This is a genomic window from Stenotrophomonas rhizophila (assembly GCF_007667275.1).
Lineage (GTDB): Bacteria > Pseudomonadota > Gammaproteobacteria > Xanthomonadales > Xanthomonadaceae > Stenotrophomonas > Stenotrophomonas maltophilia_AE.
Map to the genome: position 1 here is coordinate 789,355 of NZ_VDQT01000002.1, position 13,301 is coordinate 802,655.

Below are 13,301 nucleotides of genomic sequence, written 5' to 3' on the forward strand. Positions count from 1 at the left end.
TGCTTCGCAAACAGTGGGCCCCATGTCTGCTTCCATACCCCTGACTCAGGGGGCTGTCCCCCAGATGCTTTGCGACTCCCCTTCAGAGTGGGCTTTGGGCGACAATCGGGTGATGAGCACGATCCACATTCTTGGTATTGCCGGCACCTTCATGGGCGGCGTGGCCGCGCTGGCGCGGGAACTGGGCCATACGGTCCGTGGCAGCGACCAGGCGATCTACCCGCCGATGTCCACCCAGCTGGAGCAGCTGGGCATCGCCCTGGATCCGGGCTACCGGGCCGACAGCGTCGGCAGCGACTGCGACGAAGTGGTGGTCGGCAACGCGCTGTCGCGCGGCAACCCGGCTGTGGAAGCGGTGCTGGATGCCGCGCAGCGTTACATTTCCGGTGCGCAGTGGCTCTCCGAACAGGTCCTGCCGGGCCGCGACACGCTGGCCGTGGCCGGCACCCATGGCAAGACCACCACCACCACCATCCTGACCTGGCTGCTGCAGTCCGCCGGCCGCGAACCGGGCTTCCTGATCGGCGGCGTGGCCGAAGATTTCGGTGTGTCGGCACGGGTGGGGCAGGGCCGCGAATTCGTGGTCGAGGCCGATGAGTACGACACCGCCTTCTTCGACAAGCGCAGCAAGTTCGTGCATTACCGGCCGCTGGTGGCGATCCTCAACAACCTGGAATACGACCACGCCGACATCTTCCCCGACGTGGCCGCGATCCAGCGCCAGTTCCACCACCTGGTGCGCACCGTGCCCGCGCGCGGGCGACTGATCGTCAATGGCGAGGATGCCCACCTGGCCGAGGTGCTGGCGATGGGCTGCTGGACCCCGGTGGAACGCTTCGGCTTCGACCCCGGCCTGGAATGGCATGCCGAGCTGGTCAACGCCGACGGCAGCGCCTTCGTGGTGCACCACCGCGGCGTGGCACTGGGCGAAGTGCGCTGGTCGCTGCTGGGCCGCCACAACGTGCTCAACGGCTTGGCGGCGTTGGCTGCCGCGCACGCGGTGGGCGTCGCGCCGGCCAGCGTGATCCCGGCGCTGGCGCAGTTCCGCAGCGTCAAGCGGCGCATGGAAGTGATCGGCGTGGCCGACGAGATCACCGTGTATGACGATTTCGCCCATCATCCCACTGCCATCCAGACCACGCTGCAGGGGCTGCGCGCCAAGGTCGGCGACCGCCGCATCGTGGTGGCGATGGAGCCGCGCAGCAACTCGATGCGGCTGGGGGCACACGCGCACGCGCTGGCGCCTTCGCTGGCATTGGCCGACGCCGTGGTGTTCCTGCACCGTCCCGAGCTGGCCTGGGATGCGGCCTCGGTGATTGCCGCCGTGCGCGGTGAAGCGCACGCCGTGCCCGATACCGACGCACTGCTGGCGCAGCTGGGCACGATCGCGCAGCCCGGCGACCACGTGGTGTTCATGTCCAACGGCGGCTTCGACGGCGCGCCGCGCCGCTTCCTGGCCCAGCTGCAGGCGCGCTGAGCAACCGGCCATGACCGATTCCGTCGCCACGCTGCCGCTGTTCCCGCTGCATGCCGTGCTGCTGCCCGGGGCGGCGCTCGGGCTGCGCGTGTTCGAGCGGCGGTACCTGGACATGCTGCGCGAGTGCAGCCGCAACAACACGCATTTCGGGGTCTGCATGATCCTGGACGGCAACGAGGTGGGCGATCCGGCCACGCCGGCGGCGCACGGCGTCGAAGCGCGCATCGATGATTTCGACATGGGCGCCGACGGCGTACTGGTGCTGCGCCTGCGCGGGCATCGTCGTTTCCACGTGCGCCAGGTGCGCGTGCGCGACAACGGCCTGATCATGGCCGAGGTGGAATGGAGCCCGCCCGATCATGACGACGAACTGCGTCCGGAGCACGCGCTGCTGTCCACCGTGCTGGGTCACATCATCGAACAGGCCGGCACCGCGTTCGCACCGGCGTACCCTGCGCTGATGGACCAGGCCGCCTGGGTGGGCTGGCGGCTGGCCGAGCTGCTGCCGCTGGAAGAAGCGCAGCGCCTGCAGCTGCTGCAGATGGACGACCCGCACCAGCGCCTTGACGCGCTGCTGCGCTGGATGCCCGCCAACGCAACCCCCATCGACGAGAACTGGTAACGCGACAGGGCAATGACCCCCTGGTGGATCACGACCGTTGGTCGTGATCCCTCAATACGTCCGGACCCGCAACACCGGCATGCCGGTCTCCGGATGCGTCCCTACTTCCTGCGGCAACCCGACCAGCGCCTCGCGCACCGCGTTCAACGACGGGTCGATGCCGCGCATCGGTCGCCACATGCCGATCAGGTGGACGTGCTGCTGGTAATGCAGGGTCTGCGCGCTGCCCAGCCACAGCGGCTGGCCGCCCGGCTGCAGCTGGGCCGACGCCGGCCACAGGCGCAGCGCGAAGATCTCATTCGGCGCATTGCCCGGGCGCAGCATCAACAGCGACTCGACCTGGGTGTCCAGGGTGGCCGGCAGCACCGGCACCTCGTCTTCGGTGGCGGACTTGTCCAGCATCACCAGCGCCTGTTCCCAGCCGGCCTGCGGCTGCACGCGCCAGCCCTGGCGTTCCAGCTGCTCGCGCAGCGGTGCCAGCGGCCCGGCCACCTGCACGTCCAGCGGCCAGCGCTGGTCGTCGTCGAATTCATTGCGCCGCGAGGGCAGGGTGCGCCACTGGCCGTCCCACCACGCCTGCGCCGCCAGGTTGGCCGGCGCCCGCTGCGCCGGTTCGAAGCGCTGCAGCTTCAATTCGGTGTTGCGCGGCGCATACCACAGCGCGGCCACCGCGAAGGTGCCGTAGAACAGCCAGGAGACCGGCTTGACCCAGAACGAGCGGTTGAAACGGCGGCGATAGGCGATGCCCAGCACCAGCAGCCAGAACATGCCGAACAGCATGCCGCCGACCACGTCGCTCAACCAATGCGCACCCAGGTACAGCCGCGCGAAGCCGATCAGGCTGACGATGATGCCCGACAGCAGGTACGGCCAGACCCGCGTCCGCCCGGGCAGCTCACGCGCGATAAGCACCGCGAAGAAACCGAAGGTGATGGTGGCCATGGTCACCGACACCGACGGGAAGCCGAAGCCGCTGCTCGCATCCGGCGGCCGCACCACGTCCACCGTGGCGCCCAGCAGCCGGGTCAGGGCCAGGCCGAACGCCAGTGCGGCCAGCCAGTGTGCGGCGGCCATCCAGCGTCGGCGCCAGACCAGGTAGCCCATGGTCACCAGGGTCGGCGGCAGCAGTACCTGCCACGCACCGAGCGAGGCCAGCGCCGCCATCGGGTAGTCGGCCAGCGGGTTGCGCAGGGCCAGCATGGCCTGGTGCACGGCCAGGTCCAGGCTGAGCGGTTCGCCGTGCGCGACCACCACCGTCAACAGCGCGAACCAGCCCCATCCGAGCAGCAGCAGCATCAGCGCCAGCATCGCCAGCGGCACCGACTCGCGGCGTTGCGGGTCGAACACCGACACCGAGTAGCGGCCCAGCGTGGGGTGGCGCTGCGACCACTGCAGCAGGCTGGCCAGCCAGCTGTCCATGCGCGCGGCCGACCAGCGATAGCCATACAGGACGATCGCCCAGACCACGCCCATCAGCACGCCGACCAGGGCCAGCACCAGCACCAGTCGCCCGGCCACGGCGGCCACGGCGTCGTAGGCTTCGCCCAGCACCCAGCCCGGCGCCAGGAACAGCACCGCCCAGGAAATGCTGGCAATGGCACTGGCCTGCATGTAGCGCATTGCCGGCATGTCCATCATCCCGGCAATGGCCGGCACGAACGGACGGATCGCGCCGACATAGCGCGCCACCAGGATGCTCTTGAAGGCGTTGCGGCGGAACATCGTCTCGCCGCGGTCGAGCAGCTGCGGGTAACGGCTGAACGGCCACACCCCGCGCAGCCGGTCGCCCCAGCGCCGGCCGATCCAGTAGCTGATCCCGTCACCGGCGAAGGCGCCCAGCGCCGCGCACGCCACCGCGTACGGCCCGGAGATCTGCCCGAGGCCGATGAAAACGCCCACCGCGAACAGCAGGGGCAGGGCAGGTACGATCGCACCCAGCACGATCACCGCATCGCAGAAGGCGATGAGGAAGATGACCGCGCCGGCGAGTACCGGGTGAGCTGATATCCACGCGAGCGTGGCATCGATCCATGACGAGTCCATCGGGGGATTATAGAGGGGGCAAAGTGACTGACTCCCGGCCAGCGGCAGCCAATGTGCATGGGCTGTCGGCAATGAACCTGATCCGCCGCCTAGAATGGCGGCCATGAATCGACCGCTCCCGCCCGCCTCCCAGGCCCTGAAAGCCGACAGCTTCGGCCGCATCCTGCTGATGGAAGAGGGCGGCCGACGCTTCGTCCGCCGCGACCTGGGCGCCACCCCGTGGTGGCTGCGCCTGCCGGCCTGGTGGCTGGCCCGGCGCGAAGCGCGCGCGCTGGCGCATCTGGACGGCATGCCCGACACTCCGGCGCTGCTGGCGTGGAATGGCCGCTGGCTGGACCGCAGCTTCATGGCCGGCGACGCCATGTACCAGCGCCCACCGCGCGGCGACCTGGCCTACTTCCGCGCCGCGCGCCGGCTGCTGCAGAAGGTGCACCGCCACGGCATCGCCCATAACGACCTGGCCAAGGAAGCCAACTGGCTGGTCCGCGAAGACGGCAGCCCGGCGCTGATCGACTTCCAGCTCGCGGTGATCGGCAACCCGCGCTCGCGCTGGATGCGCCTGCTCGCCCGCGAAGATCTGCGCCACCTGCTCAAGCACAAGCGCATGTACTGCCGCGAATCGTTGACCCCGGTGGAGAAACGGGTGCTCAAACGCCACTCGTGGGTACGCGACCTGTGGTTCCGGACCGGCAAGCCCGTATACCGGTTCGTGACCCGGAAGATCCTGCATTGGGAAGACAACGAAGGGCAAGGCCCGAAAGCGTAAATGCGTGCCGCACAGGGCGCGACCGCTGCGCACCCCGGTAGGTACCGACCGTTGGTCGGTACCCATGCCTGCGGCTCCGCAGGCGCGGCATACTTGGCCCCTCATGAATTCGCGGGAGCAAGGCACGTGGCCAGTCTGCAAGGGAAAACCCTGTTCATCACCGGTGCCTCGCGCGGCATCGGCCTGGCCATCGCGTTGCGTGCGGCGCGCGACGGCGCCAACGTGGCCATTGCGGCGAAGTCCGCGGTGCCGAATCCGAAACTGCCCGGCACCATCCACAGCGCCGCCGAAGCGGTGACCGCGGCCGGTGGCCAGGGACTGGCGCTGAAATGCGATATCCGCGAGGAGGACCAGGTGCGCGCGGCGGTTGCCGCCACCGTGGATACCTTTGGCGGCATCGACATCCTGGTCAACAACGCCAGCGCGATCTGGCTGCGCGGCACGCTGGATACACCGATGAAGCGCTTCGACCTGATGCAGCAGGTCAATTCACGCGGGAGCTTCCTGTGCGCGCAGGCCTGCCTGCCGCACCTGCTGCAGGCGCCCAATCCGCACATCCTCACGCTGGCACCTCCCCCCAGCCTGGACCCGAAGTGGTGGGCGCCGCACACCGGCTACACGCTGGCCAAGATGGGCATGAGCTTCGTCACCCTGGGCCTGGCGGCTGAATTCGGCCCGCAGGGCGTGGCGGTCAACGCGCTGTGGCCGCGCACCGTGATCGCCACTGATGCGATCAACATGATTCCCGGCGTGGATGTGGGGGGTTGCCGCACGCCGGAAATCCTGGCCGACGCCGCGCACGCGGTCCTGACCCGCGACGCCGCCGGGTTCAGCGGACAGTTCCTGCTGGATGACGAGGTACTGGCCGAAGCCGGCATCACCGACCTGAGCGGCTATGCCATAGATCCGACGCGCCCGCTGATGCCCGATCTGTTCCTGGACTGATCGCGCGTCACGGCGTGCTCCGTTTTGGCTGTCGTCATCGTCCTGCGCACGAAAAATGCGGCACGATGCCGGTCACAGACTGTTGACAAACGTCATGACCAATTCCCTGCGACGTTCAGCCACATTCTCGAGAACACGAAGATTGTTCTCTGCAGCGATCAGTCCGTTCATCGCCCGCTCTTTGGTCACAGTCGCCACGTGCAGCATCTCATCGCGTGATTCACCAGCTGGGACGGTTTCAAGCACATCACGCTCCCATTGATTCGTGCGGTCGAGCATGGCCCGCGCGTCGATCAGCGTGGTACGCGCATCGATAACGGCCGAATTGCTCACCGCGATCGGCGCAACTGCACAGGGAGCCAAGGCGGACGAGGTCGATTCGACGCGCGAACCGACCATGGCGCTAGACGAGTGCAGTTTGTGCTGGGTGGAAAGATTGGCAGCTTGCATGAATTCGGCGGTACGAATCAACGGGCACATAGTGTCCGCTGAAGAGTGGCAATAGCCTTCCAGATTCTGATCATTCTTAATCAAGTCGTATCGCGCTGCGGCGGCAAGTGGTGTGGAGCTTTTGCTTTCGCACACCCTTTTGGCGCACCTTGGTATTCGTAGTGCCACGCCATGCGTGGCAACCGCGCGCAGCGCGGCAAAGCGTCCGCAGACGCAGGATTTCCGTTGACAACCGCCCGTCCGACGCCACGACTCCAATACGAAGAGCAGCCACGCAGGGCGTGGCTCTACGTGTTCATCGGCTCCGGTAGCCGCTCACCGCACTGGCGACAATGGCGTGCATCCGGCTCATGTCCTTCCAGCCCGCATGCCGGGCAGCCGCGCGCGTCGCGTTTGGCGGCGCGCTCGGCATCGCGCATGGTATTGGCCAGCTCCGCAGTGTAGATGCCGGTGGGCACGGCAATGATGCTGTAGCCGATCAGGATCAGCACTGAGGTGACGAAGCGGCCCAGTACGGTCTGCGGCACGATGTCGCCGAAGCCTACCGTGGCCATCGTCACCACCGCCCAGTACATCGCACTGGGAATGCTGGTGAAGCCATGGTTCGGCCCTTCGATCACGTACATCAGGGTGCCGGCGATGATCGTGATGGTGATCACCGTGAACAGGAACAGCAGGATCTTGCGCCGGCTGCGCCACAGCGACTCCATCAGCACGCCGCTCTCTTCGATGTAGCGGGTCAGCTTGAGGATGCGGAACACGCGCAGGATGCGCAGCGCGCGCACCACCAGCAGGCTTTGCGCGCCGGGGATGAACAGCGACAGGTAGGTGGGCAGGATCGAGGCCAGGTCGATGATCCCCCAGATGCTGAAGGCGTAGCGCAGCGGGCGCTTCACCACCACCAGCCGCAGCAGGTACTCGGCGGTGAACAGCAGGGTGAAACCCCACTCGACCACGTACAGCCAGCTGGCATGTTCGATGTGGAAGCGCTGCACGCTGTCGAACATCACCACCAGCACGCTGGCGATGATGGCGTACACCAGCAGCAGGTCGAAATTGCGCGACGGCCGGGTGTCGTGCCGGTAGATGATGTCGAACCAGGTCCGGCGCCAGCCGGACTCGGTGGCGGGGTTCAGCTGGGGGGCGCGCAGGGGGTGCATGGGCCGCATTGTGCCCCAGCCGGTGGAGGGGGAGAATGGACCCCCTTCCCGGACCCCTCGGACCCCTGACCGCCATGACCGCTGCTGCCCCCGACCCGCTCCTGTCCCTGTCGCATTACTACCTGCCGGTGTACAAGCCGCGCCAGGTGGTGCTCGAGCGCGGCCAGGGCGCCCGCGTCTGGGACAACCAGGGCCGTGAGTTCATCGACCTGGCCGCCGGCATCGCGGTGTGCGGGCTGGGCCACAACGACCCCGACCTGAAAGCGGCGCTGATCGAGCAGGCCGGCAAGCTGTGGCACACCAGCAACGTGTTCTACAGCGAGCCACCGCTGCGCCTGGCCGAAGAGCTGGTCACCGCCTCGCGCTTCGCCGAGCGCGTGTTCCTGTGCAATTCCGGTGCCGAAGCCAATGAAGTGGCGATCAAGCTGGTGCGCAAGTGGGCCTCGTCGCAGGGCCGTCCTGCCCACCAGCGGGTGATCGTGACCTTCCGTGGCAGCTTCCACGGCCGCACCCTGGCGGCGGTGACCGCCACCGCGCAGCCGAAGTACCAGGAAGGCTACGAGCCGCTGCCCGGTGGCTTCCGCTATGTGGATTTCAATGACGAGGTACAGCTGGAAACGGCGATGGCCGCCGGCGACGTGGCCGCGGTGATGCTGGAGCCGATCCAGGGCGAAGGCGGGGTGATGCCGGCCAAGCCGGGCTTCATGAAGCGGATCCGCGAACTGTGCGACCAGCACGGTGCGCTGATGGTGCTCGACGAGATCCAGGCTGGCATGGGCCGCACCGGTACCCTGTTCGCGCACTGGCAGGACGAAATCAAGCCGGACATCGTCACCCTGGCCAAGGCGCTTGGCGGCGGTTTCCCGATCGGCGCGATGCTGGCCGGGCCCAAGGTTGCCGAGACCATGCAGTTCGGCGCGCACGGCACCACCTTCGGCGGCAACCCGCTGGCGGCGGCGGTGGCGCGGGTAGCGCTGCGCAAGCTCTCCTCGGCGGAGATCGCGCGCAACGTGAGCCGGCAGTCGCAGGCGCTGCGCGATGGGCTGGACAGCATCAATGACGAGTTCAAGGTGTTCAGCCAGGTGCGCGGTCGCGGCCTGATGCTGGGTGCGGTGCTGGACAAGGATTTCGCCGGCCAGGCCGGGGCGATCCTGGACCACGCGGCGGAGCACGGGCTGCTGACGTTGCAGGCCGGGCCGGACGTGCTGCGGTTCGTGCCGGCGTTGAACATCACCGATGAAGAGATTGCCGAAGGCCTGAAGCGGCTGCGGGCTGCGGTGCAGTCGTTCATCGCGACGCGTTGAGGAAGCGCAGCCGACTGACGGCAGCCGACTGACAGCAGCCGACTAACAGTCGGCTCTACTGCGTTGGCTGCCCTGCATCAGGCATCGATGCCGAACCGGTGCATGAGCTTGCCGAAACTACGGCTGTCGTTCGCGGTATCGGCGTGCAGCCCGGCCAGGCGGGCGCCGCGCACATTGACGAACAGATCGTCGACGAACAGGGTGCGGGTGGGACGTGCGTCGAGCCGTTCCACCGCTTTCAGGAACACCGCCGTGTCTGGCTTGCGGCCACCCAGTTCGCCGCTGCACAGGATGCGTCCTTCCAGCATCGGGGCCAGCGTGGGCAGGATGCGCGGAATGGTCTGCGCCATCAGCGTGCCGTTGTTGGTGAGGATGGCGATGGGCAGCGTGCGCGCGATGCGCTCCACGTGTTCGACCACGCCGGCCTGGGGAGGTGACGCGGCAATGCGCGCCTGCTGCCAGTGCGCGATGCTGATCGGGACGCCCAGCGCAGCGCTCAACTGCTGCAGGTAGGTGGCGATGTCCAGGCCCAAGTCGAACTGCCGTTCCAGGCCACTGTCGAACAGCGCGGCGTGCACCTGCGCGGGCGTGCGTCCGCAGGCGTCGGCCAGGTGGCGCACGCGCAGGTGCCTGGCGTAGTTCACCAGTACGCCATCGAAATCCAGCAGCAGGCAGTCCAGCGCAACCGGCATGAGTGCACTCGTATGCGAAGCGGAAGCCGACGTTACCGCACTGGCGGCATTCGCTGCGACATCCCGTCGCACCACGCCGGGGGCGGGGCTGCCTAGAATTGCGGGGACTTGAAGAGGGAGAACGCCGTGAAACTGTTTGTTCCCGTGATGCTGGCAGGTCTGGCGCTGGCGCCGGCCGCGCAGGCGCGCGTATGCGCGATCAACCTGGACAGCACCGACCAGATGAGCTTCAGCAGCAAGGAGATCAAGGTCGCCGCGGACTGCAGCCAGGTGAAGTTGACCCTGCGCCACACCGGCAGGCTGGCCGCCACGGCGATGGGCCACAACTGGGTGCTGACGAAAACGGCAGATTACCAGCCGGTGGCGATGGCCGGCATGCGGATGACCCTGGCCGACAGCTACCTGCCGAAGAAAGACCCGCGCGTGCTGGCGCATACGGCGGTGATCGGCGGTGGGCAGAGCACCAGCGTGACGTTCTCCACCGCAGCGCTGCGCAAGGGCGGGGACTACACCTTCTTCTGCTCGTTCCCCGGGCATTTCGCAATGATGAAAGGAAAATTCATCTTCAACTGAAGATGAATTTTCCGGTAGCTACCGACCGTTGGTCGGTAGACCTTCGCGTGACGACCAACGGTCGTCACCTACCTGTATGAAGATCAATTTTCCGGTAGCTACCGACCGTTGGTCGGTAGACCTTCGCGGGCCGGCCAACGGCCGTCACCTACCCGCAACCACCTTGAACGCTTCGCGGGCGGCTTCGAGCGTCGCTTCGATGATGCTGTCATCGTGCGCGCTGGACAGGAACCCGGCCTCGTAGGCCGACGGCGCCAGGAACACGCCACGTTCCAGCATTGCGTGGAAGAAGCGGTTGAACGCCGCGGTGTCGCAGGCAGTGGCCTGGCTGTAGGTCTCCACCTTCTGGTCGGTGAAGAACAGCCCGAACATCGCGCCCACCTGGTTGGTGGTCACGGCCACGCCGGCGTCGGCGGCCGCCGCTTCCAGCCCCGCGCACAGGCGCGCGCTGGCGGCGGACAGACGGTCGTGGAAGCCCGGTTCCTGCACCAGCTCCAGCATCGCCAGCCCGGCGGCCATGGCCACCGGATTGCCGCTCAGCGTGCCGGCCTGGTAGATCGGGCCGGCCGGCGCGATCTGCGACATCAATTCGCGGCGGCCACCGTAGGCGCCCACCGGCATGCCGCCGCCGATGATCTTGCCGAACGTGGTCAGGTCCGGGGTGATCCCGTAGTGCGCCTGCGCGCCACCCAGGGCCACGCGGAAGCCGGTCATCACTTCATCGAAGATCAGCACCGTGCCGTTCTGCGTGCACAGGTCACGAAGGTGCTGCAGGTAGCCATCGCGCGGCGGGATGCAGTTGGCGTTGCCCACCACCGGCTCGATGATCAGCCCGGCGATGTCCGCGCCCTGTTCGGCGAACAGCGCCGTGGCCGCCTCGAAATCGTTGTAGGGCAGGGTCAGGGTCAGTTCGCTCAGGCCCGCCGGCACGCCGGGCGAAGTCGGCACGCCCAGGGTCAACATGCCGCTGCCGGCCTTGACCAGGAACGAGTCGCCATGGCCGTGGTAGCAGCCTTCGAACTTGACGATGCGGTTGCGGCCGGTGGCGCCGCGCGCCAGCCGGATCGCCGACAGCGTCGCCTCGGTGCCCGAGTTGACCATGCGCACCATCTCGCACGAGGGCACCAGCCGGGTCAGGGTTTCGGCCATGGTGACTTCGGCGGCGCACGGGGCGCCGAACGACAGGCCGTTGTTGATCGCGTGCTTGACTGCCTGGCGCACGGCGCTGTGGTTGTGGCCGACGATCATCGGGCCCCACGAACCCACGTAATCGATATAACGGTTGCCGTCGACGTCGTACAGGTACGGGCCGTCGGCGCGCTCGACGAAGAACGGCTCGCCACCCACTGACTTGAACGCGCGCACCGGCGAGTTGACGCCGCCCGGCAGCAGCGCCTGGGCACGGGTGAACAGGGCGTGGGACTGGTCGTGGTTCATGCGGAAGCTTCCTGGAAACGGGCGAGGTAGGCACGCAGCGTGGCGACCGGGTCGGGCGCGGCGAACACGCCACTGACCACGGCCACCAGGTCGGCGCCGGCGCCGATGAGCGGGCCCACATTGTCCGGGGTCAGCCCGCCGATCGCCACCCGCGGCACGCCAAGTGCGGCGCTTTGCCGCAGCAGGTCGGGGTGGGCGCGGCTGCTGGTGATCTTGGTGGTGGTGGGGAAAAAGGCGCCGAAGGCCACGTAGTTGGCGCCCGCGGCGATGGCGCGGTCGGCGTTGTCCAGCTGGTCGTAGCAGGAGGCGCCGATGATGGCATCCGGGCCGAGCAGGGCGCGGGCGGCACCGATGTCGCCGTCGCTGCCGCCCAGGTGCACGCCCGCGGCGCCGACCTCGCCGGCCAGCGCCGGATCATCGTTGATGATCAGCGGCACCCCGTGGGCAGCGCAGAGCGGCTGCAGGGCGAGCGCCTGTTCCCGCCGCAGGGCGGCGCTGGCGGTCTTGTTGCGGTACTGCAGCCAGGTCGGGCCTGCCGCCAGCAGCGGCGCCACGCGCGCCAGCAGGCGGGCGGTATCGGGCTCGTCGGGGGTGATCAGGTACACGCCGCGCGCGGGCGCGGTCGGGGAAGCAGGGGCTGTCATCGATGGCTACCGGTAGCGCGGCGGGAGTGGGACAATGGCCTATGACCGTACTGCCCAACGCCTGATTATCCGATGACCGACGTCACTGCCACCACCTTCCGCACCTGGATGTGCGTTGTCTGCGGCTTCATCTACCGGGAGGTCGACGGCCTGCCTGAAGAGGGCATTGCCCCGGGCACCGCGTGGGAGGACGTGCCCGACACGTGGACCTGCCCGGACTGCGGCGTGACCAAGGACGATTTCGAAATGGTCGAGATGGATTGATACAAGGCGGGTCAGTGCAGCCGGGGTACCCGGCCGCCGAGTTCCACCAGCTTCTCGCGTACCCACTGGGCATCGTTGGCCTGGCCATTGCGCTGCAGGTACAGCGCCAGGTCGTGGCGCGCCCCCGCTTGGTAATCCAGCTGCAGGTAGGCCAGCCCGCGGTCGCGCAGGGCGTCGTCCTGTTCCGGTGCCAGTTTGAGCAGGCGGTCGGCACTGCGCGCGGCGCGGTCCCACTCGCTGCGCTCCACGTACACCCCATGCAGGTTGCGCAGCATGCGCATCAGGATCGCGCGCGCCGGGGCGGCGTCCAGGATCTGCGCCAGCACCTGGTCGTCGGGCGTTTCGCCGCCCAGGTGCGACCGTGCGCGTTCGCGCAGCTCCTCCACGTCCAGCGGTCGCCCGCCATTGAACGGGTCCATCACCAGCATGCCGTCGTCCACTGGGAGGCGCACCAGGAAATGGCCGGGGAAGGACACCCCGTCCAGCGGGATGCCCAGCCGCCGTGCCACTTCCATCTGCACCATGGCCAGCGAGATCGGGTTGCCCAGGCGGCGTTCGAACACCTGGTTGAGGTAGCTGTTGCGCGGGTCGTAGTACTCGCCATGGTCGCCGCCGTAGCCCAGCTCGTCGAACAGGTGGCGATTGACCGCGGCGATCTTGAGCGGCCAATGCGCGATCGTGTCCACCTCGCCGCGCAGGTGGTCGGCATGGCTCTGCACCAGGGCGTCGTAGACCTGCGGGTCGAGGTCGGGGTATTCGTCGCGTGCGATCAGCAGGGCCGTGGGCAACAGCGGCAGCGCCTCGTCGTCCAGTTCGGCCAGGGAATCCCACGCCGGCAATGTCATGTGCCCCTGCATGGACACAGACTGGCGACAATCGCGGCCCGATTCAAGCGGTGCGGCGTGAAAGACGCCGCACCGGAAG

14 protein-coding genes are annotated in these 13,301 nt (G+C 67.8%); 7 read left to right on the plus strand and 7 right to left on the minus strand.

Going from position 1 to position 13,301, the window contains the following annotated elements; genetic code table 11:
- Positions 1-112: 112 nt before the first annotated feature.
- Positions 113-1,477, plus strand: a complete 1,365-nt coding sequence (gene mpl / locus FSZ13_RS09525) for a UDP-N-acetylmuramate:L-alanyl-gamma-D-glutamyl-meso-diaminopimelate ligase (RefSeq protein WP_145479285.1) — start codon at positions 113-115, stop codon at positions 1,475-1,477.
- 10 nt (positions 1,478-1,487) lie between these two features.
- Positions 1,488-2,099, plus strand: coding sequence for an LON peptidase substrate-binding domain-containing protein (locus FSZ13_RS09530; protein WP_145479286.1), 612 nt, complete (start codon positions 1,488-1,490; stop codon positions 2,097-2,099).
- 51 nt (positions 2,100-2,150) lie between these two features.
- Here FSZ13_RS09530 and FSZ13_RS09535 read toward each other — a convergent pair whose 3' ends face one another.
- Positions 2,151-4,142, minus strand: a complete 1,992-nt coding sequence (locus FSZ13_RS09535; protein ID WP_145479287.1) for a bifunctional DedA family/phosphatase PAP2 family protein — start codon at positions 4,140-4,142, stop codon at positions 2,151-2,153.
- 103 nt (positions 4,143-4,245) lie between these two features.
- Here FSZ13_RS09535 and FSZ13_RS09540 point away from each other — a divergent pair, with 103 nt between their 5' ends.
- Together FSZ13_RS09540 and FSZ13_RS09545 are read left to right on the plus strand one after the other, a co-directional pair.
- Positions 4,246-4,908, plus strand: coding sequence for a serine/threonine-protein kinase (locus FSZ13_RS09540; RefSeq protein WP_145479288.1), 663 nt, complete (start codon positions 4,246-4,248; stop codon positions 4,906-4,908).
- 126 nt (positions 4,909-5,034) lie between these two features.
- Positions 5,035-5,853, plus strand: coding sequence for an SDR family oxidoreductase (locus FSZ13_RS09545; RefSeq protein WP_145479289.1), 819 nt, complete (start codon positions 5,035-5,037; stop codon positions 5,851-5,853).
- A gap of 72 nt (positions 5,854-5,925) precedes the next feature.
- Here the strand turns inward: FSZ13_RS09545 and FSZ13_RS09550 are convergent, their stop codons facing one another.
- Entirely contained in the window at positions 5,926-6,387 is a 462-nt protein-coding gene (locus tag FSZ13_RS09550) for a hypothetical protein (RefSeq protein ID WP_145479290.1), read from the minus strand.
- Between the two features lie 203 nt (positions 6,388-6,590).
- Positions 6,591-7,463 carry an ion transporter gene (locus FSZ13_RS09555; protein WP_145479291.1) on the minus strand — a complete coding sequence of 291 codons (873 nt, stop codon included), beginning with the start codon at positions 7,461-7,463 and terminating at the stop codon, positions 6,591-6,593.
- A 74-nt stretch (positions 7,464-7,537) separates the two neighbouring features.
- Between FSZ13_RS09555 and FSZ13_RS09560 the strand changes: the two genes are divergently transcribed.
- Complete coding sequence (locus tag FSZ13_RS09560) at positions 7,538-8,767, plus strand: acetylornithine transaminase (RefSeq protein WP_145479292.1); 1,230 nt, start codon at positions 7,538-7,540, stop codon at positions 8,765-8,767.
- A gap of 77 nt (positions 8,768-8,844) precedes the next feature.
- Here FSZ13_RS09560 and FSZ13_RS09565 read toward each other — a convergent pair whose 3' ends face one another.
- Complete coding sequence (locus FSZ13_RS09565) at positions 8,845-9,459, minus strand: HAD-IA family hydrolase (RefSeq protein WP_145479293.1); 615 nt, start codon at positions 9,457-9,459, stop codon at positions 8,845-8,847.
- A gap of 147 nt (positions 9,460-9,606) precedes the next feature.
- On the opposite strand from FSZ13_RS09565, the gene azu reads away from it, so the two are divergent.
- The gene (gene azu, locus FSZ13_RS09570) at positions 9,607-10,032 is read left to right on the plus strand and encodes an azurin (protein ID WP_145479520.1); all 426 of its coding nucleotides are present in this window, start codon (positions 9,607-9,609) and stop codon (positions 10,030-10,032) included.
- Between the two features lie 144 nt (positions 10,033-10,176).
- On the opposite strand, the gene hemL is transcribed toward azu, so the two are convergent.
- Together hemL and thiE are read right to left on the minus strand one after the other, a co-directional pair.
- Complete coding sequence (gene hemL, locus FSZ13_RS09575; RefSeq protein ID WP_145479294.1) at positions 10,177-11,469, minus strand: glutamate-1-semialdehyde 2,1-aminomutase; 1,293 nt, start codon at positions 11,467-11,469, stop codon at positions 10,177-10,179.
- On the minus strand, positions 11,466-12,113 hold the full coding sequence (gene thiE, locus FSZ13_RS09580; protein WP_145479295.1) for a thiamine phosphate synthase: 648 nt from the start codon (positions 12,111-12,113) through the stop codon (positions 11,466-11,468). Before thiE ends, hemL begins: the two co-directional genes overlap by 4 nt.
- 72 nt (positions 12,114-12,185) lie before the next feature.
- On the opposite strand from thiE, the gene FSZ13_RS09585 reads away from it, so the two are divergent.
- On the plus strand, positions 12,186-12,377 hold the full coding sequence (locus FSZ13_RS09585) for a rubredoxin (protein ID WP_145479296.1): 192 nt from the start codon (positions 12,186-12,188) through the stop codon (positions 12,375-12,377).
- Between the two features lie 11 nt (positions 12,378-12,388).
- Here the strand turns inward: FSZ13_RS09585 and FSZ13_RS09590 are convergent, their stop codons facing one another.
- Positions 12,389-13,234 (minus strand): SirB1 family protein, encoded by an 846-nt coding sequence (locus FSZ13_RS09590; RefSeq protein WP_145479297.1) that lies wholly within the window; start codon positions 13,232-13,234, stop codon positions 12,389-12,391.
- Positions 13,235-13,301: the final 67 nt, after the last annotated feature.